Raw genomic sequence first — 26,869 nt, 5'->3', positions numbered from 1 at the left:
CGGCCTGAACCTCACGACGGGATATTGATGAAGATCTTAAAGTGTCGCGCCCTAATCTGGTTCGGTGTCGCCTTACAACTCACCTGCCTGTTGGCTTCGGCAAATACCAGCGTTCACACCAGCTGGCTGTGGCATCTGCATCAGCCAATCTACTGGCCCGACCAGTCACCCGGCGACCACTCAACCGACCATTACCAAAACGCCTATGACACCTTGCAGTTTGGCAATGGACACCCCAGCGACACCGACTTGACGGGCGTATTCAGTCTTTCAGATCGGCTCCATGCGTATCAGGAACAGCCCGGTGTCACGATTGGCGATATCAGCAATCTCGGGAAAGCGGGAGTTCAGGTGAATTACTCGGGCGCGTTGATGGAAAACGTGCAGAGCCTGGCGGCGCACAACATGTGGTACGCGTCGAACTGGAACTCGTACAACTCGACCGCGCGTACCTCGACGACCACGGGGGGCAAGACCCGCTTGGATCTGACCAACTTCACCTACCACCATTGCATCGCGCCGTTCGTGAGCGACGAAACGCTGGAGATGGATATCCGAATCCATCAACGCCATCAGCAGATTATCTGGAACTCGCCCAACAGTCAGGTTTCACGGGGATTCTTCCCCGCGGAAACATGCTTCAGCGAACGCATCATTCCGGTGCTGAACAAGCTGGGCATCGCCTGGAGCGTGGTTGCCAACAGCCATCTCTCGCGTTCCTGCGCCGATTTTCCATACGTGGCCGGTTCCGGCGGCGAGAATTGCGATGTTCCCAACAAAGCGGACCAACTGAACCCGGCCGCGGGCGGTAGTAACTACCAACGCCTCTCGATTGACCGCGGCGTCTCGCCGGCGGCGGCGATGCCGTTTGCGTACCAGGTGCATTATGCGCGCTACGTAGACCCCAACACCGGCGCGGCCTCGACCATCATGGTCATCCCGGCCGACCAGGCGCTCAGCTGGAAGGACAGTTACAGCACGTGGGACGTGGGTCTTATCAGCCCCATTGCGGCCCGCAACAATCCCAGCCAACCCTGCTTCTTCCTCTTCTCTCATGACGGCGACAACGCCTGGAGCGGCGGCTACTCGTATTACAATGAGTGGGTTCCCCAATACGCCAATCAGGCAGCAGCGGATGGGTACGAGCCCACCACGGTCGAACAATTCCTCTCGGAGTTCCCACCAAGCGCGACCGACGTTGTTCACGTTGAGGATGGCGGGTGGGAGTTTGCCGACAGTGATTTTGGTTCACCGATCATGATCAACTGGCACTGGCCGCCCAGTTATACGGCGAACAGCATCAACGTCGTTGACCCCAGCATTGGTGTCAGCGACAAGGCGGATGTCTGGCGCGTCCACACCGCAACTGAAAACCGCGTGAAGACGGCGCAACAGATCCAGAACGCGCTCACGGGTTACACCAATCGTATCGATCAAATTCGCGATCCGGGTAGTTTCGGCCAGACGCCCGCAGCCGTGGAACTTGGCTGGCACTACTATCTCGGCGGGCTCGATAGCGGGTTCGTGTACTACGGCTGCCACGCGGACGAATGCTGGCGACCGGTGATCGCCCAGTCGAACGCCTGCCGAAACGTCGATTCCATCCTTGCGGCGAACCCGGCACTGGACACAACGCCGCCGACAGTTTTCATCCCCCAGCGGCATCCTTGGAACCCCGGCACGGTCAATTTTGGGGTCCAGTATTCCTACAAGCAATTTACTCCGACCAACACGGATTTTTGGGTCTGGACGTACGCCTATGACGTCTCGGGAATCACCAATGTGACGCTGCTCTACCGCTCGAATGGCAGCAACAGTCCGCCAGTGCAGGACGAGTTCAAGACGTACGCGGGCGGTGCGGACACAGCCGCGTGGGTCCCGCTTCCCATGACGATGCGTTCGGTGGCGCCGCAGAATACCCTTTTGCCGCCGAAATACATCGCCGACTACTATTACGCCAAGGTCACCGGGTTGGCCGACACGTACGTCGATTACTACGTGAGTGCGACGGACAGCCAGGGGAACTCGTACAACTCGCCGATTCAACACGTCTACGTTTCCCCGACGCCAACGAATAGTGCGGGCGGCGGTGGCGGAGGCGGATCCGGCTGTATCGGCCGTTTCTGCGTTTCGCCGACAACTCCCGTGGCGGGCAGCCCGGTCACGATCACCTACAGTGCCGTTGGCGGGCCGATTGCCAGCGCGAGCCAGGTTTACATCCATCTCGGCTGGAACAACTGGGCCACAGTGGTCTCGCCGGATGCGGCTTTGACATTTAATGCTGCCTCCAACAATTGGGTTTACACCACGACCGTTCCGAGCACCGCGACCCAACTCGATTGCGATGCCAATAATGGGGCCGGTACCTGGGACAACAACGGTGGCCAGGATTATAAGTTCACGGTCACGAGCGGTCCGCCACCACCGCCTCCTCCCACGCCAACGAATGTTACGGCGACCGCTGTCAGTTCGTCTGAAATCGATCTCACCTGGCCAGCGACCTCCAACACCGTCGGTTATGTGGTGTACCGGAGCGGCACGCAGATCGGAACAACAGTCATCACCGCGTTCAACGATCTCGGACTGTCGGCAAACACGCTGTACTGCTACACCGTCGCGTCCTCGAATTCAGCGGGCCTCTCGGCGCAAAGTTTTCCCGTGTGCGCAACAACCTCCACCAATTCGCTGCCCAACCCGCCGCCTACCCCAATCAACGTAACGACCACTGCCCTGGCCACGAACCAGATCAGCGTGGCTTGGTCCTCATCGGCGGGTGCTACGTCCTACATCGTTGCCCGGGGAGGCAATCCAATTGCGACTGTTTCGGGAACCTCCTACGTGAGCAGCGGTCTGGCGCCGAACACAACCTACTGCTACACGATCGCCGCGACCAACAGCGCGGGTGGATCAACTTTTTCATCTTCCAGTTGCGCGACGACGTTGGCCGGGCCCCTACCGGCCTTTGTCCTGAACGGTAGCGCGAGCAATTATCCTGGATACTTGCTGACTGCGCCGGGTATGACCCTCTATGCCGCCATCCGTGGCACGGTTTTGTATGTCGCGACGTGGTCACCGGGGAATTCTTCCGGCAGCAACAGCAACAACGATCATTTCGTTTTGGTATCCGATCAAATCCTGGGTTCACCCACGACTGCCGCGCAGTGGGCGAAAGCGGGACTCATTGCCATTCCATCAACCAAGGTCATGCTGGCCGGGGAAAGCCAGGGCACTTTCGTCGGTTGGCAAACGATCACCGGGTCATCCGTGTCCATATCGAACCAAGCGGTCAAAGCGTCGACAAGCGCCGGCCAAATGCAGGGGACGATCGATCTAGTCCAGGCGTTCGGCTCGATGCCGTCGACGCTCTACTTGTGCGCGGCCGCCTATACCACGACCAACGGCGGCGCGCTCGCGGCGCAAGCCCCATCCGGTAATGGAAACGGCAATATCGAATCCAACGAATTCCTGGCCGTTCCCGTCGCTTCCATTCGCGACAGCACCGGCGACGGCGTCCTGGATAATCTCGACCCGAACATTGGATTTCGCGTCCAGAACGCTCAACCATCCGGCGGCGGGCTCACGATCGCGTGGGTGGCCGTCCCCGGGAAATCGTATCAAGTGATGTACAGCGACTCGCCCTCTGGTACGTGGAGTAATTTGCCAAATGCACAGGTCACCACCGCCAGCGGCCAGACGTCGCTGTCCTTCACGGACACGTCGGCAACGAACGGGATTCAGCGCTTTTATAAGATCCACGCCAGCTATTAATCCGAGCATGAATCGAAAGAAAATCACAATCGTGCTTCTCTTTGGCCTGATGTGGACGGCCCACACCCGCGCGGAGGTCATTCTCCAGTACTTCAACACCAGCTGGAACGAGATCGCCACGCGCATGCCGGAACTGGCGGAGGCTGGGTACACAGCGCTGTGGCTGCCGCCACCCTTCCAAGCGGGCAGCCAGAACTCTGTCGGCTATGACATCTTCGACCGATTCAATTATGGCAGCGGAAACGTTGTCACTCGCTACGGCACGTCAGATGATGTGCTCAATCTGGTGCTCACAGCGCACCGTTTCGGCATCCGCGTCTATTTCGACAACGTCATGGCCCACAATGGGGGGCCGCTTCCTGACACTCCGGTCAGTACGCTGTCCACCACGCAACCCTACTTCGTGCCGGAAGACTTCCATCTGATCCAGCAAACCAATGGCACCTATGCTACGCCGCCAAATTCCATCGATTACAATGGCAACGAGTGGCAGGTATTGAATCGCAGTGATTTTGGACTCGATATCGCCCAGGAAGACCCGAATACCAGCTTTGGCCCCCAGGAAGGCGACACGTATCCCAAGTTTCACGGCATCCGCCAGCCTACCCATCCGGAATTCTATCCCGATACGAACATCACCGCCGCCGTCAATGGCATCGGCCAGCCCGTCCATCCGTTCACCGGCGCGGGGCAGCCCGTCTCCGAAGATGTTAATGCGATGCTCATCCGCGCCGCGCGGTGGTTCCTGGACCAATCCAAATGTGACGGGTTTCGTCTCGACGATGTGAAAGGCGTGCCGAGTTATTTCTTTGGCGAACAATACGCCACCAACAAGGACGTTCTGAATAACGGTTACTGCGGCGGCATCCAGGAACAATTCAATATCACGCATGGCTACAGCGATTGGAGCAACCACCGGGACTCGTTGTTTAACACAGAGACGCCGCGCGACGACGCTATGATTTTCGGCGAAGACCTTGGCCAGCCAAATCCCTGCACGTTTACGTGTCAGCAGGGATATGTCGATGCCGGGATGCGCGTTGACGACAACGAATTTTACAGCCAGATGTTCCAGTCCGTCTGCGGCGGGTGCAACGGACTCTGGGGTCTCGACCAGCCCGGTGCGTACTCGTTCGGCGGCGTGGGCACCAGCCTCATTCACGTCGGGACACACGACTACAATGATATCTCCCTTTTCGACCGTACCTCGGCGCACGCGACGTTGCTGACCCGCGCTGGCCTGCCGAGTGTTTACACGGACGGCTATAACGAAGAACAGACCATTCAGTCGAATGGGAAGTACTTCCCGGCGATTGGCAACAACGCGTTCCTTGGGCAATTCGGTGATAAACATCTGCCCAATCTGCTGTACATCAATCAACTGTTTGCTCGTGGCGACCAGATAGGCAAATGGAGCGACCAAACGTACTGTGCCTACGAGCGCCGCGATAAACGCGAGAATACCGGCATGTCCGACGCGGACGGCACCGTACTGCTTTTCATGATGGCCCAGAACGGGTCGGGCGGCGCCTCGCGCAGTTACACGACGACGTTCCCCGTGGGCGCGCGGCTTGTAAACTATTCGACTTTCAACAATGCCCAAGGATTTGGGGCCACCGTCGCAACCAACGGCATCTTGCGCGACGACAGCAACAACCTGATTATCGCTCCCGCCGGCGGTTACTGGGCGTTCTCGTGGCGCAACCCCGAAATGCCGGCGGTGTGGGATGACGGGATGTTCGGCCAGGTGACGCCGATCACCATCCTGCAGAACGGGCAACAGGTTGGCACGGTGAGTTACCCGCGCAAGGACGGCCGAAACGGCGATCCGAACTTCAACCCGTACGGTATCCCCAACCAACCCACCAACGATTACCAGTACACGATGACCGTGCCGCTCGTTACCAACCCGTCGAACCTCACGTTCATCGCACACACGGACGGTTCCTGCGCGAACATCCTGATGAAACTCGATGGCGGCATCGACATCAATTCGCAAATGGGCCTCGGCCCGCAAACCGGTGGGAAGCGGGACAACGCGCCAGCCGTGGCTACCGACGTGTTTCTCGGTTATGAACAGATGGGTTTTGTGCAGCGTGTCGCCGAGAAGTTCGCCGCCCGCGACATATCACGCAACATTATTGGTTCGCCCGGTTGCGAAACGTATCAGGCAACGATTGGCACCAACGGATTCATCGTCAATAACGGGAGCGGCCCGAATACCTCCGTGGGCACGGTCACCTGGGTCTACCATGATCCCGCGGCCAACAATCAATTAGGGTCACCGACGCTCCAGTTTTTCCCTGCCCCACAGAGCGCCGCCAACCAACCGATTACCGTTTGGGTGAAGATCGGCTACACCAACCAACCGCAGCATGCGGTTCTCTATTACACGATAAGCTCCACGACCAATGGAATGCCCTATCCCGAGGGCAGCGCCGGCGTTGGCAAGGGTACAACACAGGTCGCGACGCTGGCCTTTGATAGCAACGGGCCCGCCGATGGCGCGGGCACCCCGGTGTGGTGGAAGACCACGTTGCCGGCGATGCCATCGGGCACGGTAATTCGATACAAGGTCGGTGTGTATCGCACGGATGCGGGCCCTTGGTTCCCCTTCAGCGCGTCAGATATCACGCTGAAGAAGCGGATGGAATCGATCTATCAGATCACGAATTTCAATGCGCAAACCGTCTTCTTCTATCCGCACGATGACTATGGTGTCACACAAACGGGGCTTGATCAGGGTTTCCACGTCCTGCGCACCAAGACATTCCTGCAGCGGACCGGGCGAGCGTCGATCTACAACCTCAACGTCCAGACATTCTACTACGACACGGCGACACCCCAGGGTGAAATCCTGTTCCCCGGCAGCAACGAAACGATCACCAGTTCCAACTACACGGTTGTTGTGCGCGGGGACCGCACGGTCACGGAAACCTGGTATCGTATTACCGACAGCAACGGCACCGGGGTGTGGGCGCAGGCGACCCAGATCTCACCGTCGACCCCGGGCCTCAATACGATCTATCCGCTGGAATGGCGATTCAACTATATCAATATCCCCATCAACGGCACCGCCTTGATTCAGGTTCGACTGCGAAAACTTACCTCGTCGACCGATATGAGCCTGACCAATGACATAACCGGTCACTTCACAACGCTTTCGCGCACCGTGCCCGTCAGTCAGGTCATCGACAGCGTGGGTGATGGGATCCCCGATTCATGGCGCGCCCAGTACTTCTCCAACCAACCAACGAACAACGTCAACGGCACAACCACCAACAACCAGTCGTGCGCCTCCTGTGACCCCGATGGGGACGGCTTCACCAATCTCCAGGAGTTCCTGGCGGGTACCGACCCGACGAATAGCACCTCGGCCCTACAGGTTATCGGCATTACGCGACAACCGAACGGTGATAACGTCATCATCTGGACCAGCGCACCAAGCAAGAACTATCAGGTCTATACCACGACGGATCCAGCCGGTGCCTACGCACCCTTGGGCAGCACTGTGCCATCGGCAGGCGCAACCACGAGCTACACGGACCCCGGAGTTACCGACACAACGAAATATTACAAGGTCAAGGTGGTCCCGTGATCGCTGGCAAGATTGAATCAATTTCGCATCTTGATGTTGGTAAGTGAATCTGGTAACGTAAACGAGTTAGGAGCAAAAGCGCAACAAGTGGACGATCTGCTGGAGCGTTATCCGAAGACGGTGACCCTGAAGGGCAACCTGCAGGCAACCCTGCGTCCGCTGGTGGCTGCGGATGAGAAAGTCTTCCACGAGTTCTTCTGCGCCGTTCCCGAGACCGAGCGGCTTCTTTTCAAGCACCGCGTCACGGAGCCCGAGGTCATTCGAGATTGGTGTCAGCGCATCGACTACGGCAAGATCCTGCCGCTGCTTGCCATCGCGGACGACAAAGTGGTTGCGGACGCCTCTCTCCATCAGCAGCTAGGCGGCTGGAAGCGTCACATCGGCCGGATCAGCGTCGTGGTCCATCCCGGCTATCGTGGTCGCGGCTTGGCACGGACGCTCGTGCAGGAGCTGATCGACCTCGCCAGTGATGCTGGCCTGGAGAAGCTGGAAGCCGAATTTCTAGGGGACCAACAGGCTGCGCGGCTGGCTTTCGCGGAGTTGGGATTTAGCGACCTGCTGGTTCTGCCCGATTACGTCAAGGATATGCAAGCCATCGCGCACGACTACGTGCTGATGGGGCGGCACATCATTACCGACGAAGAATACGCCGGCATGGGCTGATTCATCCGGGCTTACAGGGATACGCACACATGCAACGGGAAACTCGAATCACGCGCTTTGGTTGTTCAAGCGGTTTAGCAGGTCGGTCCGAAAGATTTATTGTCGTCTTGTTAGTCGCGCTGCTGGTCACCGCGTTTTCAGTGCCGACCGCCACGGCGTGGACCACGATGAATATTCCCGGCACCTGGGACAGCTTCAACGCCACGAATACAACTCCTCCGTTCCGCATGAACAAGGTCTCCCCGCCCGGCACGCCTGCGGGAGCGGATTGGTTCACCAATGTCATGTTCGTGGCGGCATCGGGCGGTGATGTTACCAGCGGCACATATCAGCTGAAGTTGGCCGCCGACGGTTCATTCGGAAGCAACTGGGGTGGATCGACTGTTACGATCGACGGAACGACCACGTTCAGTTGGATTTCTGGCAACAACGGGACTATTACGGTCCAAAACGGCTTCTACTATTCCTTCCGCACGCTGAATCCACCGAGCGGCAACACTGCCACGCTTGCTGTCATGAAAACCAGCAACCGACCCGTGACCGTAGCGCGTTCTGGTCAGTCCCCCGCGACCCCCTCGAGTGCTCAGAACGTAGCCGTCAACATCACCTTGGGCGCCGCGAAATCGACGGAAGAGCATATCTACGTGCGTTGGACCACAAACAACTTCACAACGTCAACAGTCACGGAAGCAGCCGGTTCCGGCACGAGTTATTCAGTCACGATCCCCGCCCTGCCGACGGCGTCGGTCGTGAAGTATTACGTGTTCAGTTCCACGGCAACAACGGGTGGCGCGCTGAACGCGGGCACAGCCGATGCCCTGACGCTGAATCTCGACGCCAATAACGGCAGTAATTTCACCTACACCGTGGCATCATTCGCCATTCTCTGGCCCGGGGTTGGCTATCCGAGCGATCCCGCGAGCAACATTCATCACTGGAAGGAAGAAGCGATCGTCGGCAACCAGTACATGACGGTCCAACTCGACCAGAACGGTTCGCTTTATGACATCTATTATCCCAGCGTTGGGAACCGGCACGGTGTCAGTACCGCCAACGAAGGCTACCGCGGACCGGAAGAGTTCCCGAGTTGCGGCGGCCTTGATCAGGAGGCCAACGGTCAGATGAACGTCATCGCCGGCATGGGCGGCATCGGAATCCCTGTGGCCGGCACGAACAACATCTACTGGCTGCAAAACGCAAACGGTTCCGACTATGTTAACATCGGCCAGCGCTACGAGACGGACAACAACGTCGTGTACACGACGAATCTTTTCACGGCTGGCGGTAAAAACATCCTTGTCGAACAGTACGACTTTTGTCCCACGACCAACGCGTTGCCTGTGATCACCGACGGCGTGCGCACGAATTACGGCGTTTACGTCAAACGCTTCCTCCTGACGAATCTCCAGGCGACGACGAACATCATCAACTTCTATTACGACGTCAATTTCAACATCAATGGTGGGAACACAAATGACTCGATGTACTGGGAGACCACCGTCAATGGGACAAATTACAATGCGATGGTTGCCTTCGACAACACCAGCCGCACCGTTCCTGTGCAAGGGAGTTCCTGCGATCCCAACGGGTACACAACCGAGTACTCACCGGCGTTCGCCTTCCCTTGGGACAAGAACAGCTCCATCTATTTCGGTACTGTGATGAAGCTCGTGACCAATTCTACGGTGGGAACTGGCATGCCCGCGGATGGAAGCTGGCGCGACTTCACAGCCACCGACAACCAAGAGGGCTGGATCGGCAAGGTCGTCACGCTTCCCCCGGGCCAGAAGGTCGAAGTGGACGTGATGATCGTCGGTTCCTGGGACGATTTCGCAGGTGCCACAGGCACTCACAACTTCTGGGGCCGGCCGATGATCGACTGGTTCTACACCAACAACATTTCCAACGTGCAAGCCTCAACCGAAGCGTACTGGTCCAACTGGCTTGGTTCCGGCGTTACTGTCAACCTGCCGGGCGCTCAGTACAATTCGCTGTTCAATCGATCGCTGCTCGTGTCGGCCCTGCACATCGACGCCAAGACGGGTGCGATCATCGCCGGCATCCACAACGGCGCGTACCCGTTCGTCTGGCCCCGTGATGGCGTGTATGCCGCCGTAACGTTGGATCGCACGGGCCACACTAATGAAGCGGCCGCCTTCTACAAGTGGTGCCGGGACGTCGCCTTCCGCGACGATGATTGCGTGGACGGCGGCAAGGGTGTCTTCTACCAAAAATACACAACCGATGGATACAAGGTGTGGACCTCCCCGCAATTGGACGAGACTGCCAGCGTCCCGTGGGGCCTGTATTATCATTACCTGGCGACCGGCGACGGCGGATTCCTCACGAATTACTGGAACCTCGCATACCAATGCGCCAATGCCAGCAGCGAAAACAGCTGCAGCAATGCGAACGTGTTCAGCGCCTTTGGGTTGATGAACGGTAACAATGTCTGGGAGGATTCCTTCGGCCTGTTCATCTATTCCAACGGCAGCATCGTCCGCGGTTTGAATGACGCCGCCAACATCGCAACCTACGTCGGCAGCAACAGTTGGGCGACCACATTCCACTCTCGCGCCACCGGCATCAAGACCGGTATCGACGCGCGGATTGATAATCGGGTTGAACCCGCCGACATCAGTCATCTCGGCTTGGTGGTTCCTTACGAGGTCTATGCGCCGAATGATCCGCGCATGACCAATGTGGTCGAGTGGGTCAACGGCCGCCAGGCCGTTGGTACGTGCGCCACGTGCACCGGCGGACCGTACACCGACAACCTCATCGAGAACGATACCGTGAACTATCCCGGCGTCGTTGGTTTGGCGGATCGCTACGCACACAACGTCAACGGCAACACCGATAATTACTGGAATACCGCTGCGGGTGCGTACCTGCACAGCCCGTGGTTCCTCGCATCCTCCTGGTACGGCGAATACTACACACGCTGGCAGGATTATGTCGGCGGGAAGACATTGGTAACGACGAACCTGGCCATGCTCGACAAGCTCATTGCGAAACTCGGCCCGGTCGGGTTGGGCTCCGAGCAGATTGCGCCGACGACCGGCCTCCAGAAATATCCAGGCTTCTGGCTCCAGACTGCCTGGCCCAATGTTTGGGAGTCACACTCGACGCTTGTCGACCAGATGATGATGTTTCTCGATTACAAGCCGCAAGCGACCAACCACGCCTGCTATTTCGCGCCGAAATTACCGAGCGGCTGGAGCACAATGACGTTCAACAACATGCTGCTGGAGAAACAACGGTTCGACATTACGATCACCGAGAACGCCTCGAACACACGAGCAGACATCAACAAACACACGGCGGGCACTTTAAACTACGACGCGTATCTGCGCATCCCCGCTGGCGGTCCGCCGGTCATGGTCGTCACCAACGGCGCCTACTATGTGCCGCCCGGGGCGGATTATGATACGTTCACGGGACGCGTCCACGTGCATGGCGCCTTTAATAACGCCGCCGGGGCCAATTCGATCGTCGTCACATATGGCACGAACAGTTATGCCGGCGATGGGATCCCTGATTACTGGTCGCTGCAATACGGATTCAATCCCTTGGACCCGAGCGTGGCAAATGCCGATTCCGACGGTGACGGCCTCTCGAACTCGCAGGAATTCATGGCCGGCACGGATCCCACGAATAGCGCTTCGATCATGCGAATCACCAGCATCACCCGCGTTGGCAACGTCAATACGATCACGTGGGACAGTGTCAATGGCAAGACCTACCACCTGCAGTCAACAGACACACTGACGGGAGCGTTCACCGACGTGGCCGGCCCCGACATCACCGCCAGCGGGCCGTCAACGTCCACGACGGACACAACCGCAGTGGTGGGACGATTCTATCGCGTGCATCTGGTGTCGCCGTAGCGAGGAATCTCCCGGTCGCGTCTACTGTTTCACCAGGATCGCCGCACTTTTCCCTGCCAAATCCAGGTGGAGCTTTCCGTCGCGCACAATGTACGCTGGGCCGGCGTTCGGTCCGAGCCGCAACGCCCTAACCGTGGCGCCCTTCTCAAAATTCGGAAAGCCCAGGCTCTGGGCCGAAGCCTGGTAGAAGTCAACCGGCGCGGCTGTCATCACGTCGATGACGCGGGTGCCAGTGGGAAAAGGGACGGTTAGATCGACCGACTGGTCCTTGTCGCTGTTATTCATGATCACAGCCACAACACTCCCATTGCAAGCGCGCGTGAAGCCATACAGATCATTCTTGTCATCCGTCAACAGTGTTTCGAAATCGCCGATGCGCAGCGCGGGGTAGGTATTGCGAATCGCAATCACGCGGCGGTAATGCTCAAACACATCCGGCATCACGACATCTTGCGGGTTATCGTACGGATCGAGATCGCTCCAGAGCATCGGTTTCCGGTCCGTCGGATCTCCCGCGCCGAACATACCCTCTTCATCCCCGTACCAGATCATCGGCGCGCCGAGGAATGTCATCTGAAACGTCGCCATGAGTTTCAGGATGTGATAGGCGGAGGCGCCCGGCTTCGACCCATTGTAGGTTGCGCCGTCTTGCGCGCGATTGCCCTGGTTATAATCGCGGTCCGGGTTGGCGATCATGCTCACGAGCCGATCGGTATCATGTGAGTCATAAAGGTTCTGCATGACGTAGTCGGCCTGCCGGGGATACGCCGCCAACAATTCCTTGAGTTGGCGGTCAAACTCACTGGCGGAAACTTTACGCCTCTGGTCGATGAAATAATGGATCGCGCGCATTGCGAACTGGTAGTTCATCACCGCGTCCCACTCATCGCCCTGCAAATACTTCGACGCCACACCCCAGATTTCGCCGGTGATGTACGCATTGGAATTGATACCTTTCACGTGCTTCCGCCAGTCGATCCAGAACGGGGCCGGGACATCCTGGGCGACGTCAAGCCGCCAGCCGTCCACGCCATCGTTCGGATCGCCGTCGCCATTTGGGTCCATCCAACGACGCGTGATGTTAAAGATGTATTGTTTCGCGGAGTCAGACGCGTAACCCTTTTGGGAATCCTTGTGAAAGACCGGCATCGCCCCGCCGTTGTCCCAGGAGTGGTACTTCACGGGTGGCCCCCAATCCGTCACCTCGAACCAATCCGCATACGGTGATTTCTTGCCGTTGGCGAGCACATCGCGCAGGGCGAAACTGTTTCGGCCCATGTGATTGAACACGCCATCGAGGATGACCTTTAGTCCTTGCGCGTGCGCGGCTTTGATGAATTGCAGGAACAACTTGTCCGCTGGCGTCCACTTCCATGTCTTGGGATCGAGCGTTTCGTGGGCGATGATCTCCTCGTTGTCACCTTTGAAGCCAAAATACTGCGAAATGTGGCGGTAATCCGTCGTGTCGTAGCCGTGGTTTGAACTCGACTCGAAGACGGGACAAAAGTACAACGCCGTCACACCCAACTCGCGAAAGTAGGGCAGCTCGCTCATCACTCCTTGAAAATCACCGCCAAAACGGCGCCCGTACCAATCATTCGAAAATGGAAGGCCCTCCCGTGGCCTTTCCCATGCCGCCAGTTTGTACCAATCCCAGCGCCATGGAAGCGTGTGCGGCGGATCATTTTCAGCCGTGCCATTACGAAACCGTTCGGGGAAAATCTGGTACCAGACCACATTCCGCGCCCAAGCCGGGGTCGGGAACCTGTCCGTTAGATCAGCGGTAAACCACTGCGCGCCCTTCCCCACGCCGTTGTCCCCAGCCCCGTACATCCTTGTCGTCGGACCATCCGTAAGCGTGAAGTAGTACGATGCCGTTCTGTTCGCGCCTTCGATGAGCACCGACGCACTCCAATAATCAAAACCGGATAGCGTCTCGCCACGCCGCATGGGCACATCCCGATCGCCCCGGTCACGCCAATGCAGCACCACGCGCTGGACGTCGTTATGCAAAGTCCGAAGCTTTACATCCGCCTGGTCACCTGAAACGACGTTGAAATAGCGGATTTGTCCCGGGTAGTGACGCACGGCGGCCAGGTTGATGTCGTTGGGCGCCGCGGCCCCGAAATCCTTGCCCTGCTCGCCGACAAATACGCCGGAATTGAAACCGTTGTGCCCGTCGTCCTCGCGCAACGAAAGATCGCTCTTCGGATCCTGCACCCAGGTAGTTCCGTTGATCACGAATTTATAATGGTACAATCCCTCATCGAGATTGAGTTCCTTGACGTAGGTGCCGTCACCGCGATCGGTCATTGGCATGGCCGAGGCGCTCCAGTCGTTGAACGATCCCGCGAGATTCACCGAATGGATTTCCATGTCCTTGCGCAGCGAGGCGTCGTCCCTGGGACGATAGGAGAATTCAAACTTCCTCTGACCCGGTTGTTCATTGGCAGCCAGAAGCCAGTGCGAATCCAAGACCATCACGATCGAGAACAGAACTGTCAGGTGAATTATTCGTAATGACTGCATGTCAGTTGCGCCCTCCGGTTCACACTACTAAACGCCGTTGAAGAAAGCCACCGAGCTAGGCCTCGACTCGCAGTATCGCCGCCTGACGAGCGGGGACAACCAACTCGTCGCCTTTCACGGCACTGCCCGTGAGAAGTTCGGCCGCTACGAGTCTTGTCGGCAATGCCACCGTGTGCTTCAACCCGCTACGGTTAAGCACGACGATACAGCGGTTGCCCTCCGCGCGACGCTCGTACGCGTACAATTCGCGCTCGTTATCCACCAGAAACGGCTCGAAGGTCCCGGTCCGCAAGGCGGGGTTCGCCTTCCGAATTGCGATCAGCTTCTGGTAATAGTCGAAGAGAGGGCGGTTTTGTAGATCGGGTTTGTGCCATGGGTAACAGCGGCGGCAGTCGGGATCCTTTCCACCTTCCATGCCGATCTCGTCACCGTAGTAAATACACGGCGCGCCTTCAAAGGTGAACTGCATCGCCGCCATCAGCTTCAACGCGGCCACGTCACCTTTCGCGGCGGTCATGGGCCGTGCCGTGTCATGACTGCCCAGCAGGTTGAGCATTACCGCCGTGGCCTGCTCCGGGTAATCGAGCATGATTTGACGCATGGTGTGGTCGAGCGCCTTCGTGTCGAGTGTTTTCTCGGCGAAGTAGCCGAGCAGGGCTTTCTGGAACCGGTAGTTCATGACCGCGTCGAACTGGTCACCCATCAGCCACGCCGTGGCATCGTCCCAAATCTCCCCGACGATATACGCCTCGGGGTTGGCTTCCTTCACCGCGTGGCGGAACTTGGGCCAGAACGTCTGAATTACCTCGTTCGGTACGTCGAGCCGCCAACCGTCGGTGTGCCCCTCGCGCAGCCAGAACTGGGCGACTTTGAGAAAGTACTCTTCCACTTCCGGATTCGAGTAATTGAGTTTCGGCAGCGTATGGTAACCCCACCAACATTCATACCACTCGAGCGCGTCCTTGTGGTGCGCGAAGCGGTCAGGGATCGGCCACTTCTTGACGAAGAACCAGTTCCAATAACGCGAGCGACGCCCATTCTTTTTCACGTCGACGAAGAAGGGGTGGAGATTGGAACAGTGGTTGAAGACTGCGTCGAGGATCACACGGATGCCGCGCGTGTGGCACGCATCGACAAGTTTGCGCAGCAGCCCCATGTCGCCAAAATGCTCGTCCACCGTGAAGTAGTCGATAATGTCGTACTTATGGCTACTGGCGCTCTGGAAGATTGGCGTGAGATAAAGCGCGGTGATGCCGAGGCCGCTGAGGTAGTCCAACTTGTCGAAAATGCCCTGCAGATCGCCTCCCATGAAGTTGCGGATCGTTGGCGGCGAGCCCCACGGCTCGGTGTTGAGCGGGTCATTCGATGGGTCGCCGTTGCAGAAACGCTCTGGAAAGATCTGGTAGAAAACCGCATCACGAACCCACGCGGGCGTCGCGAATGGCGCATGACCACGCGCTTCGTATCGGAACCACGTCTTCGGCCTGGCGGAGTTTGGCTCCAGACCCTGCGGTGTTAGCCACCGCGGCTGGCCACAGGCGTGTACATGAAAAACGTATTTACCCGACTTGAGCGCCGGCACGTTCGCGGAGAAGAATTCGGTTCCGTTGACACTCCCCAACCGTTTCAGTTCGTGCTTGCGCTCCTTGTTGCCGGTCCGCCAAACGAGGTGGGCATCCTGAATCATATCGCAAGTGCTTTGCAACTTGACGATGACCCGGCCATCACCCAGCGCGTTAATGAAGCGGCGCGACTGTGGCTCATGCCGCATGCAGGCGTTGGCGGGTTCGTGTGTGGACATGCTCGGTTCGTTAGAGGCGGTGATTACGCTTTGACTGCATGGATATGTTAGAAGGCAAGTCCCGCAACCTCAAGGGCCAACGGTCTTCACCGAGTTCTTCCCGCCGAAACCATCATCGGCCCCATCGGGACTCAACGGATCAGCCTTCCAAGTCCCATCGACCACGAACTTGTACGGGTATTTGCCCGGCTTGAGCGGGATGGTGGCTGTCCAGAAGCCCTGCGGGTCCTTCTGCATCGGGTTTGCCGTGGCGCTCCACTGGTTGAACTCGCCGGCGATGGAGACGCTCCTGGCATTGGCATCGGTGTAAGAGAACGTGGTCGGCGTGTCGCGGGGAGCGCCCGGATCGGGTGTTGCCACCGCCGGCAGGACACCGCCCACGGAAACGGCGGAATCCTCGATGTCATTGACTACTTTATGCGTGGAAGAAACGGGATCAAGGATCCACTCCCCGTCGACGATAAGCTTGTACCCGTAGTAGCCGGGCTTGAGATGAAGCGTCCGTGACCAAACGCCGGAACCATCCCTCGCCATGGGAAGTTCGCTCCAGTTGCTAAATTCACCCGCAACGCCGACCGTCCTGGCACCGGGGCCGGTATACTTGAACGTCAGGTCGGTTGCGTCGTCGCTCGAAAGGGTCGAAACGGCGCCGCGAGCGTTGATGACAAGAGAAGCACTAAGAAACAGCGCAAGGCGGCGCTTCACACACATGGTAATCGTCCCGGTTCAGTTCACACAGTCTTGACAGCAGGCGCTTCCTTCAGCCGCGCTCCGCAGGACTCACGGATTGTCAGATAAATCGGAATTACTTCCTGTACGCGATTGACCTTCCCATGAATCAACTCGACCATGCGTTCACAGGCAAGCTTGCCGATTTCGTAGAGCGGCTGGTGAATGGTGGTCAGGCCCGGAATCGCAAAACTTGCCTGCGGGATGTCATCAAAACCGACCACGGCGACGTCCTGCGGCACCCGTAACCCGAGTTCATTCATTTTCTTCATCGCGCCCAACGCCATCTTGTCGTTCAACGCAAAAATCGCGGTGACGTCGGAGTTCTGGCGCAGCAATTCCTCGGCGGCTTTCATCCCGCCTTCCTCCGTCAACCAACCGTCCACGATCAGTTTCGGATCGTAGGCAATCCCGCTCTCGTCGAGAACTTCCTTGAACGATTCGAGGATGTCCTGGCTCGTTTGGATTTCGGCAACACCCCCGGAGATAAACCCGATGCGCCGATGTCCCAACCGCACCAGATGCTTCGCCGCCTGCCATCCGCCGTAGCGGTAATTCGACACGACGTAATTGAGATCAAATTCCTTGCTATAGTTGTTCACCAGCATGAACGGGCGCGTGCCGTCCGCGAGCTCGGCAATGAAGCGGTGTCGGGAATTTGCCCCGATGAACATGATACCATCGATGAACTTCTGGTCGTAGAGCTGCAGATAGTCCTTGCTCTCAATAAACTCGTTGCGGGCGACTTCCAGCAGAATCTTGTAACCGAGTCGGCTCGCGCGATCGTAGATGCCGCTGACAATCTCGCCGAAATACACGTCGGCGAACGCGTGGCGGAGTTGGGGCACCAGAACCGCCAGTGTCCGTGTATGCCGCCAGGCAAGTGCACGGGCCATGCGGTTTGGTTGATACCCAAGTCGCTCGATGGTTTTGAGAACACGCTCGCGTGTGGACTGGCTGATTCGTGGGTTATCATTCAATACAAGCGAAACTGTGGAGAGGGACACGCCGCTCTGCTCGGCAATATCCTTAATCGTGTATCGCTTCTTGGACTCGCTCATTCGAGTTGCCTTTCGTCTTGGCCAGAGTACCTGAAACCATCAATGCCTCGGGTCTGCAATCGTTTGCCAAACCTCGCCTGAGGCGCAGCTTCGTGTACGACCCCATTATCTTAGAAGCAAGCCCAAATACAGTCAATCTCATTGTTAAAGCGCTTTCATAAAGGGCTTTCGTGGCGCGGTGCAAAAACCTTCCTTCCCGCCAAAACCACCCCGCAGGGTTGCAGCGCTGCTCCTTTTTGTGTACAAAACGCCGTGCGTCCCGGCTTCTACCTCCTCTATTACGGTGTCGGTAAGTTTCTTTTCTCAATCATCTTTCGCCTTATCTTCCGCACCCGCATCATCGGTCGAGAACGGATTCCCCGGGACGGTGGTCTCCTTGTTGTCTGCAACCACATCAGTTTCCTGGATCCACCGCTCCTAGGTGCGGTGATGCCCCGCCCGGTCGAGTTCATGACAATGGTTGAACTGTTTCGCAAGCCGTGGTTGGCGGGATTGCTGCGCACCGTTGGCTGTTTCCCCGTCGATCGATCCCGCATCGACCATAGCGCGGCACGCGAAGCGATCCGTCGTCTTCGCGCGGCCCGCTGTGTGGTTATATTTCCGGAAGGCGGGATTCGCCTCAGCGAGCAGTCGGTGCTCGGTGGCGAACCCATTTTCAAGCCGGGCGCGGGCTCGATTGCGCTGCTTGGTGGCGCCGCGATTCTGCCTGTCGTGGTGCGGGACACGCGCAAGCCATATGTCGGTCGCAACTGGCTGCGCCGTGAAACCATCGGCATTACGTTTGGCCGCCCGTTCAGCCTCTGGAATCCCGAGGGTCTCGGCACCGAGGAACGCCGTCGTCGCAGTCGCGAGGTCCTGCGCGAGGAACTCTTGAAAACCGTTGAACTGAACTGACGTTCTGTTAGAGTCGATATCGTGTTGTGCAAAACCCTCATAGCTTTCACATTTTTCATCACCACCTTGCTGGCCTCCGCACAGACTACACGAACCGTGCGCCTCAACACTCCTGACGATGTCGGGATTATCGGCACATTCTATCCAACCGACCAACCCCACGCGCCGGCGGTGCTCCTGCTGCACTCCATCCTCCGGGACCGTAGTGTCTGGAATGATTTTGCCACTCTCCTGCAGCATAACGGCATTGCGGCGTTGACGATCGACCTCCGGGGCCACGGCGAGAGCACGCGCAAGCTCACCGCCGAGGGCCCGATCAAGATCGATGTGCGCAATCTGATGTCCCGTGATTATCAGGACATGTTGCTCGACGTCGAAGCGGCCATCGATTGGCTGCAGACCCAGCCCGAAATCGACAAGAAGCGTATCGCATTGATTGGTGAAAGCTTCGGGGCGAACATCGCCCTCCGCTACGCTGCCATCAACGAAGATCTTTCCGCGGTCGCACTTTTCAGCCCGGGCCTCAACTACCGCGGGGTGCGAACGGACGACGTGATCCGTCAACTCGGGCAGGCTCCGTTTCATATCTTCGTTTCACAGAACGATGCCTTTGCTTTCGAGTCGTCAAAGCGGCTCGTCGAAATTCGCCAGGAATCCGGTATTGACGCCGCCACGAACCAACTCACCGTCTGCACCGGTAGCCTGCACGGAACGGAAATGCTCAAGGGTGTTCGAAACCTTCCCCAAATCGTGCTTTCCTGGTTGAAGGATGCCTTGCCCGAAATCCCAGCCGCACCTTCCAACGCGCCGCGTCCCGCTCCCCTTCGTGACCCAACCGCGCCTGTGAAATGATCCCACTCCGAGACGATCGGCCCTCCCGCACGTTTGCCTTTGTCACGGTCGCGCTCATCGCCCTCAACACCCTCGTGTTTTTGCATGAGCTCTCACTCGCCACTCCGGAACGCACGCAGGCGTTCTTTGCCAACTTTGCGCTGACTCCCGCGAACCTCACTCAAGCGCCCTCACCCAACTCTTATCGAACCATCTTCACATCGATGTTTCTGCACGGGGGATGGATGCACATCATCGGCAACATGCTTTACCTCTGGATTTTCGGGAAGAACGTCGAAGACTCTATCGGCCACTTCAAATTCATTCTCTTTTATCTGCTCTGCGGCATCGCCGCGGCGGCCGCCCAAGTGGCGATCTCGCCCGACTCGACTGTTCCAATGATTGGCGCTAGCGGCGCCATCTCCGGGGTGCTCGGCGCCTACCTGTTGCTCTTCCCGCGTGCCCGCGTGCTTATCTTGTTCCCGATTTGGATCTTCTGGCGGTTGTTCTACGTGCCGGCCTTCCTGATGCTCATCCTCTGGTTCGGGATGCAACTACTTAGCGGCCTCGCTGTCCTCAGCATGGATGTCGGCGGCGGGGTCGCCTTTTGGGCGCACGTCGGGGGGTTCGTCGCGGGAATGCTGCTGATTCCAATCTTCAAGAAGCGCAGCGTCAGGCTGTTTCAGTAACAATCGCCGGCCCTGCGGGGACTGCGGGCGTCGCCAGGATGCTCTTCCACTTTCGAACCGCGTCCACCACAATCACCGCGGTCAGCACCAACATGATTGACGCGAGCCAGCACATGATCTGCAGTGAAACTTGCTCCGACGGCGGCGCCAACGGAATCTTCCGCCACCAACCGAGCACGCTCTGCACGCCCGCAGTCAATACGGTGATAACCACAAACACAAACGGGATCCCGGTGCACAGCGCGTAGCTGCGTTTCGGCGCGTGGTTCAACAGATACGTTGTCCCCACGGCCAGCGCGATCGCGGCCAGCAACTGGTTCGAGATGCCGAGCATTCGCCAGAGCGTGTTGATGTTGCCCGTGTACAACAAATACCCCCACGCGCAGCAAGTGAGGAAACTCATCAAAATATTCATGGCCCATGGCGGTTTGCCGTTGGCCTTCGCGCGCTGCGAAAACTCCGCCACGCTTTCCTGGAAAACGAATCGCGCCACGCGCGTGCCGGTTTCGAGCAGCGTGAGGATGAACAGCGCCTCGAACATAATCACGAAATGGTACCAGTAGCCCGTTAGCCCTTTGAGTAACCGGGAGAATACATTCGCCATGCCGACCGCCAATGTGACTGCCCCGCCCACGCGTCCGACCAACTTTTCTCCCGTCTCCCGCTCCAACTCGGGCAATCCCTTCGGATTCAAATCCCAGCCGTGTTCCGTCTGCGTCTTGACCATCTGCACATAGGCCGATCTCTGCGCAGGCGTGTCCTGGGCCACGTTAATCGCGAAATAATCGGCGGGCTGAAGCGTACACGCCGCCACCAGCGCGGTCACTGCCACGAAACCTTCCAGGACCATCGCCCCGTAACCGATCACGCGAATGTCGGACTCTCGGTACAGCATTTTCGGCGTCGTGCCCGACGCAATCAACGCGTGAAACCCCGAGAGAGCGCCGCACATGACCACGATGCAGACGAAAGGCCAGACCGCCCCCGAAACCACCGGCCCGCCGCTGAGGAACGGCGTCGTCGCCGGCATCTTGAGCGTCGGGTGTGCGAGGAAGATGCCCACCGCCAGCACCATCATCACGCCGATCTTCATGTAGGAACTCAGGTAGTCGCGCGGACACATCAGCACCCAGACGGGCAATGTCGACGCGATAAATGCATAAATCGGCAACATCAGCGAGAGCGTCGGCTTGTCAAATAGTAGCCAGTGGGCGAACCCCGAATCCGCAAACGGCTTCCCAAAGATCACCCCCAGCATGACAAGCGTCACCCCGATTACCGATGCCTCGGCAATCTTGCCGGGGCGCAGCTTGTACATCCAAAAGCCCGTGATGAGCGCCGCCGGGATCGTCACCACGATGGTGAACATGCCCCAGGCGCTCTCGCTCAAGGCGTTGACAACCACGATGCCGATGCTGGCCAGGATCGTGATGATAATGAACAGCGTGGCGATGGAGGTGGTAATACCGGAAAATGGGCCAATGTTCTCCCGGGCGATTTTCGGAAGCGACAACCCATCCTGTCGCACCGACGCCAGGAGAATCACGAAATCATGCACGCCACCCGCCAAGCACGCGCCAATGACAATCCAGATGAATCCCGGTGCGTATCCCCATTGGGCCGCCAACACCGGCCCGACAAGCGGACCCGGGCCCGCGATGGCCGCGAAGTGATGGCCGAAGAGGACGAGACGACTGGTCGGATGATAGTCAACCCCGTCCTTCAGGCGATGCGCCGGCGTGAGCCGGGCGTCGTTGAGCATCGCGACCTTAGCCGCCAAAAATGCACCGTAATAACGATATGCGACGGCAAACGCAGCCAACGACCCGATGATCAACCACAGTGAATTCATTTCCCAACCACCGCTTCCGTCACGACGGCGGTCGCGAGACGCGCATTGTTCGCCACGCTTCTGCGCCACGTTGCGAATCCAACCAGAGCCAGTTCGACGGCTACATAGCTAACGACATACGCAAATCCGCCAACGCCGAACCCATAGCTGTGCAGCCCCTTGCCAAGGACGAAATTCACGCCATACCAAGCCATGAGCACCGACATGAAACACACGACGCTCGCTACCGACAACGCATAATTACTCAACCAGCCCGCCAGTCGCCCATGCAACGGAATTAAATAGCTCACCAACGCGATCAGCGCCCAGGTCTCTTTCGGGTCCCAACCCCAGAAGCGCCCCCATGCGTAATGCGCCCAGACGCCCCCAAGGATCGTGCCCGCCGCCAGCAGCAGCACGCCGATCTGCATCGCGCGATACACCAGATTTTCCAGCTTCGCAATCGTCTGCCGGGCCAACGGCGCAAACACGTAATAAGCCAATGCGATGTGTCCCACGCCCATTGCCACCATAAATGCCGCATAGCCCAGGGTGATCGTCGGCACATGGACCCAGATCAGCCAATTGTTTCGCAACACGGGCACCAGCGGCCCCAGGCTGGGATCCAATACCGCGGGAAACTGATCGGCCAACAACAACAACAGAATCGATAACGGCACGGCTCCCAGGATGTAATAACGCTGTCGATAGACCGCCTCGAGAATCATCGCGAAAAACGCCGCGCCAAAACTCACCCACACAACCGACTCGTACATATTGGTCACGGGCGCGCGCCCGGAAATCATGACGCGCAGGTAGAAAGCATAACCATGCACTACCACGCCGGCGACAAATGCCGCGAACCCGATCCAGTAAGGTCCCGGGCTTCGCACGCGCCAGGTCGTGAGAATAATCACAAACGCAATCAAGTAGAACAGCATCGCCTTGCGGAAGGGATGGAAAGAATTGTAATGCACCTCGCGCTGGAGGCTGGTGAAGTCCGGGTAAACCGTCGGGCTCAACGAGACCAGAAACGAACGCAGTTGTCCCGAGGTCGCGGCAAAGGCGCCGGGGTCGCGCTGAACATAGGCGGCGGCGAGCGATTTGAACACGCTCTGAAGTTTGGCTTCCCTGTCTGCGTCATAATACTTGGCCACTTGTGTCACGGGCACCCAGGCGCCTTTCACCACGCTTGGATGTGGCACGACCGCTAGCGACTCGGGACCGACCGCATCGCTCAATGTCCGCAACCGCGCCTCCACCACCGAGGCCTCGCGCTCGTCGTGCGTGAGGTCGGCCTTCTGCTTGCCGCTCTCTTTCTGCTCGATGCGGCTAACGAGTTCTTGGAATTTCGGCGTCGCCAGTTGGCTATAAGTGAAATATTTTTGCTCCACGGGCAGGCCGAGTTGTTCTTTCAGCGGCGCGTAATTGACGAGAATCACTGGCGCCTTGCTCCAATCGCGTGTTTGCAGCCACATCGACAGCAAGACATCCATCGGCTCCATGGTGCGGCCGCTCTCAGGATCCGTGAATGACTTTTTTCCCGTGATCTTCTCGACCGTCTCCAGCGCAACCGTATCGAGCGGCTTCTTGCGACCATCCTTCTGCACGGCAAGGAATCGTAGCGCGGTGAAATCCAGGTCGTCGGCGAACGCGGCCGTTGCCAGCGCAAACATCACCAGAATTGTCGTCAGCTTCCTCACGCTGTCACCATCTCGGCCTTCTTTCGCGTTTTGCCCTTCATCTCGGCGCCTTTGTCCTTTTCCTTTTTTTGCAGCCAACCACGTCCCCAGAACATCAGGGCGATGCCGCTGACGATCAATACGGCGCCCGCCCACGTAAGATACGTGACATATGCCGGGTCCTTCTTCACCTGCAACGCCGTGTATTTCAAGTCGTTCGGGTTCCAGGAGGCCTGCGAGAACTTGAAGCCGTTGAACCACGCAGGATGATTCATCGAAATCGATGCGTGTTGCGTCAGCCCGCGCACATCGTCGTGAAAAATGACTTTGCTGGTCCAACCGGCGACGTTCATGGTGCCTTCATCGCGCTCCACTTCGAAATCCTCCAGCTCGACCGTGAACGGCAAAGGCATCGAGTCCCAGCCGAACATTACATGAACGGTTTTCCCGGCAACATCCAACGCTATGGGCTCACCAAAACGAACCCACCCCGATTGTTCCTGTGTGCCGACATGCGCCGTCACTTTCAAGGCCGGAGAACTCGCATCCGGATCTTCCACGGCGACCGGCTCAACACGCTCAGATACGGCTGCTTTCGCGATATACTTGACCGGTGTAAACTGAAAATCCATCCACCCCGTTGCCACCGGTTCGCCGACTTTCATCTCGCCGGTCTTGAAGCCGGACTTGGCAGCAACGGCGTAGTGGAGCGTGCCGTCAGGCGCAAGGATTACGGTCATCACGCCACTGCGCTTAGGCGACGCCTTCCCGGCTGTCAATTGCACCTGCGCGCCGAGGGCCGTGCCGTGCGTCGTCCGGATGATGGGTTCCATCTGTGGCGACGCGAAGACAAACTGCCGCTCTTCATTCTCGCCGCGGCTGAGGACCACAACGGCTGCAGGATTGTTCGGCTCTTCGGAAGCGGTCGTGGGCTTGTGGTTTTCGTCCAACTGAAAGTCGGGCCAATAGCCTCCGAGATGAGCACTCACGCCGGAGTCTCCAAGGTTAATATGCTTGTCAACATTCCCCGCGAGCATTACCGGGAATGTCTTTCCATCGATGGTAATTCGTAACTCCGGTTCCGCTTTTTTTTCGGGTTCGGGCGCTGCCGTCAGCCGTTGGAGTTCCGCGTCATCGTGAGCCACGACGAAATCGATCTGCGCGGGGCCAATGCTGGCCCGGCTGCGTTCCGGCGAGGAGGCGAGCAGCCAATCTGTCACATCCTGCTTGACCAGCTCGCTGTTCAGACGAAATTGCAGCGCGGGATTTGGTTCGTTGCCACCATCTTCAACCAATTCCAAAACTCGCGAGTTTACCAGGGACGCATCTAGTGTTAGCCGCAGGTCTTTCGAGGGCTGAATGATGTTCGGTTTGATTACGCCACTCGGCTTGATGCGCAACGGTACCTTCGTTCGCGCGCCGGTCTCGGGCACGATGACGGTCAATGCTTCGTCCTCCACCCGGACCACGTTCGCGGGCGGTTGGCCTTCGTGCAGTTCCAACATGCCTTCCGTGCCGTAATGAAAAGCCGCGCTGCAACCACCGAGCAGGATGATAAGGCCCGCGTGGGTAATGACGAACCCGACGTGCTTGCGCTTCCACGGCCAGCGCGTAAGCGCAGCCGCACCGATGTTGACAGCCAGCAACGCCAGCAACCCGTTAAACCACCAACTTCGATAAACGACTTGCGCCGCCACGCGCGAGCTTTCACGCGATTCGAGGAACGTCCCGATGGCCATTCCAACCGCCAGGAAAGACAGCACGACCACCGCCAGCTTTAGCGAGCCGAAAAATTTCAAGAGACGATTTTGCATTACAGCTTTGGAAGGCATTTTACCACTGCACCTCAACCTTCCACAAGCCCGCGCGCAAGTCAACGCCCGCCGCTCTTGCCAAGCGCAAGCAAATCAGGTACTCCAGAACGGCCATGGTAAATCGCACTTTTGGAAAAACTGGGTGGCGAGTCAGTCAGGTGGGGTTGGGCTGCTGGCAGTTTGGCGGGGCAATCATGCTCGACGGCAAGCCCGATGGTTGGTCAGGCATCTCCGATGAAGAATCGGCTGCCACAATCAAACGCGCGGTCGAACTCGGCATCAATTTCTTTGACACTGCTGACATGTACGGTTGGGGTCACAGTGAAGAAGTCCTTGGTCAGACACTCAAAGAGATCGGCCATCGCGATCGTTACCACATCGCCACGAAGGTTGGTTTCTGGCACGACGATCAGGATCGGCGTATCCGCAACGAATCAAAGGAGTTGATCCTGCGCGCCTGCGACGCGAGCCTGCGCCGACTGCAAACGGACCACATCGATCTCTACCAATGTCACCTGTGGCGCACGGAGCGCTGGACGGAGTTTCTCGACGCATTCGAGACCTTGCAGAAGCAGGGCAAGATCCGTTTCTACGGCGTCTCGACCAACGACTTCGACATGATCCGGCGTTTTGATGAACGAAAGCACCTTGCGTCGGTGCAGTCGAATTACAATCTGCTCGACCGGCATGTCGAACAGGACATCCTTCCCTATTGCCGCGAGCGCGGCATCGCGTTTATCGCGCGCGGGCCGCTGGCCATGGGGAAATTATCGGGGCGATTCACCAAGAACCAGGAGTTCGACACCAATGACATCCGCAACAAGTGGCTCGAAGATGGGAATCGCCAGAATTTCGAGCGCGATATCGACATCGTGGAGCGTTTGAAGCCCATCGGTGACAAATATGGCTTCACCATGCCGGAATTGGCTGTGAAGTTCGTACTAACGCACGTCGGAGTCTCGACTACGATCCCCGGTACAAAGAACCGCAGCCAACTCGAGCGCAATGTCACCGCGAGCATCCTGCCACCTCTCTCGGGCGATGAACTAACGATGATCCACCAGACACTGGCGCAACCCCCTGACTAAA

15 protein-coding genes are annotated in these 26,869 nt (G+C 58.1%); 8 read left to right on the top strand and 7 right to left on the bottom strand.

The annotated features are described in order from the left end of the window. Nucleotides 1–27 precede the first annotated feature (27 nt). The 4 genes from VNL17_04520 (at nt 28) to VNL17_04505 (ending at nt 11,919) form a co-directional block, all read left to right on the top strand. Nucleotides 28–3,768 (top strand): hypothetical protein, encoded by a 3,741-nt coding sequence (locus VNL17_04520; protein HXI83339.1) that lies wholly within the window; start codon nt 28–30, stop codon nt 3,766–3,768. A gap of 7 nt (nt 3,769–3,775) precedes the next feature. Next, entirely contained in the window at nt 3,776–7,366 is a 3,591-nt protein-coding gene (locus tag VNL17_04515) for an alpha-amylase family glycosyl hydrolase (protein ID HXI83338.1), read from the top strand. Nucleotides 7,367–7,453: 87 nt separating this feature from the next. Then, entirely contained in the window at nt 7,454–8,029 is a 576-nt protein-coding gene (locus VNL17_04510; GenBank protein ID HXI83337.1) for a GNAT family N-acetyltransferase, read from the top strand. A gap of 107 nt (nt 8,030–8,136) precedes the next feature. Further along, the gene (locus tag VNL17_04505; GenBank protein ID HXI83336.1) at nt 8,137–11,919 is read left to right on the top strand and encodes a hypothetical protein; all 3,783 of its coding nucleotides are present in this window, start codon (nt 8,137–8,139) and stop codon (nt 11,917–11,919) included. A 21-nt stretch (nt 11,920–11,940) separates the two neighbouring features. Here the strand turns inward: VNL17_04505 and VNL17_04500 are convergent, their stop codons facing one another. From VNL17_04500 to VNL17_04485, 4 genes are all read right to left on the bottom strand, one after another. Then, nucleotides 11,941–14,448, bottom strand: a complete 2,508-nt coding sequence (locus VNL17_04500; GenBank protein ID HXI83335.1) for an alpha amylase N-terminal ig-like domain-containing protein — start codon at nt 14,446–14,448, stop codon at nt 11,941–11,943. Nucleotides 14,449–14,503: 55 nt separating this feature from the next. Further along, a complete protein-coding gene (locus VNL17_04495) occupies nt 14,504–16,249 on the bottom strand; it encodes a glycoside hydrolase family 13 protein (GenBank protein ID HXI83334.1) in 1,746 nt (581 codons plus the stop codon). Between the two features lie 69 nt (nt 16,250–16,318). Continuing rightward, on the bottom strand, nt 16,319–16,954 hold the full coding sequence (locus VNL17_04490; GenBank protein HXI83333.1) for a glycogen-binding domain-containing protein: 636 nt from the start codon (nt 16,952–16,954) through the stop codon (nt 16,319–16,321). A 26-nt stretch (nt 16,955–16,980) separates the two neighbouring features. Continuing rightward, nucleotides 16,981–18,039: a LacI family DNA-binding transcriptional regulator gene (locus VNL17_04485; GenBank protein HXI83332.1), complete on the bottom strand. Its 1,059-nt coding sequence runs from the start codon at nt 18,037–18,039 to the stop codon at nt 16,981–16,983. A gap of 252 nt (nt 18,040–18,291) precedes the next feature. Between VNL17_04485 and VNL17_04480 the strand changes: the two genes are divergently transcribed. Genes VNL17_04480 through VNL17_04470 form a run of 3 tightly spaced genes read left to right on the top strand, consistent with a single transcriptional unit; the run spans nt 18,292 to nt 20,453 of the window. Then, a complete protein-coding gene (locus VNL17_04480) occupies nt 18,292–18,933 on the top strand; it encodes a lysophospholipid acyltransferase family protein (GenBank protein HXI83331.1) in 642 nt (213 codons plus the stop codon). A gap of 21 nt (nt 18,934–18,954) precedes the next feature. Continuing rightward, complete coding sequence (locus VNL17_04475) at nt 18,955–19,785, top strand: alpha/beta fold hydrolase (GenBank protein HXI83330.1); 831 nt, start codon at nt 18,955–18,957, stop codon at nt 19,783–19,785. Then, a complete protein-coding gene (locus VNL17_04470; GenBank protein ID HXI83329.1) occupies nt 19,782–20,453 on the top strand; it encodes a rhomboid family intramembrane serine protease in 672 nt (223 codons plus the stop codon). The genes VNL17_04475 and VNL17_04470 overlap by 4 nt, the downstream gene beginning before the upstream one ends. Here the strand turns inward: VNL17_04470 and VNL17_04465 are convergent. The 3 genes from VNL17_04465 to VNL17_04455 are packed head-to-tail and all read right to left on the bottom strand — an operon-like array spanning nt 20,437 to nt 25,798. After that, nucleotides 20,437–22,305 carry a carbon starvation protein A gene (locus VNL17_04465; GenBank protein ID HXI83328.1) on the bottom strand — a complete coding sequence of 623 codons (1,869 nt, stop codon included), beginning with the start codon at nt 22,303–22,305 and terminating at the stop codon, nt 20,437–20,439. The genes VNL17_04470 and VNL17_04465 overlap by 17 nt on opposite strands. Then, nucleotides 22,302–23,987 carry a cytochrome c biogenesis protein CcsA gene (gene ccsA, locus VNL17_04460; protein ID HXI83327.1) on the bottom strand — a complete coding sequence of 562 codons (1,686 nt, stop codon included), beginning with the start codon at nt 23,985–23,987 and terminating at the stop codon, nt 22,302–22,304. The genes VNL17_04465 and ccsA overlap by 4 nt, the downstream gene beginning before the upstream one ends. Next, nucleotides 23,984–25,798, bottom strand: a complete 1,815-nt coding sequence (locus tag VNL17_04455) for a cytochrome c biogenesis protein ResB (protein HXI83326.1) — start codon at nt 25,796–25,798, stop codon at nt 23,984–23,986. Before VNL17_04455 ends, ccsA begins: the two co-directional genes overlap by 4 nt. Nucleotides 25,799–25,893: 95 nt before the next feature. On the opposite strand from VNL17_04455, the gene VNL17_04450 reads away from it, so the two are divergent. After that, on the top strand, nt 25,894–26,868 hold the full coding sequence (locus VNL17_04450) for an aldo/keto reductase (GenBank protein HXI83325.1): 975 nt from the start codon (nt 25,894–25,896) through the stop codon (nt 26,866–26,868). Nucleotide 26,869: the final 1 nt, after the last annotated feature.

The organism is Verrucomicrobiia bacterium, from assembly GCA_035577545.1.
Classification (GTDB): domain Bacteria; phylum Verrucomicrobiota; class Verrucomicrobiia; order Palsa-1439; family Palsa-1439; genus Palsa-1439.
The sequence above is the reverse complement of the archived record's forward strand: the minus strand, read 5'-3'. Positions and strand labels throughout refer to the sequence as shown.